Annotated in this window: 1 protein-coding gene; it reads left to right on the forward strand. The window is 63.6% G+C overall.

The annotated features are described in order from the left end of the window. The coding region (locus NGM28_RS28605; protein WP_252092565.1) for a hypothetical protein at positions 1-343 on the forward strand (343 nt) is incomplete at both ends.

A 343-nucleotide genomic window follows, 5' to 3' on the forward strand; every position in this document is an offset into this window, starting at 1 on the left:
TAACCAGAGCCAAAACGAGAGCTTCGCCTACGACGGCAACGGCCAGTTGATCCAGGCCGTCAACGCGGCCAGCAAGCTGCAATGGTTCCACGACGAAGCGGGCAACCTGACCCGTGAGCACCAGCACTACCTGGCCACCGGCACGCCGATGGTCGCGGTGTGGCAGCACGAGTACGACGCGCTCAATCAGCGCACCGCGACGATCCGTCCGGACGGGCACAAGGTCAGCTGGCTGACCTACGGCAGCGGCCACCTGCTGGGCATGACCCTCGACCAGCACGAGATGCTGGCTTACGAGCGCGATGACCTGCACCGCGAAATCGTGCGCCATCAGGGTAATAAA

The sequence above is a fragment of the Pseudomonas sp. MWU13-3659 genome, from assembly GCF_023757525.1.
Lineage (GTDB): Bacteria > Pseudomonadota > Gammaproteobacteria > Pseudomonadales > Pseudomonadaceae > Aquipseudomonas > Aquipseudomonas entomophila_E.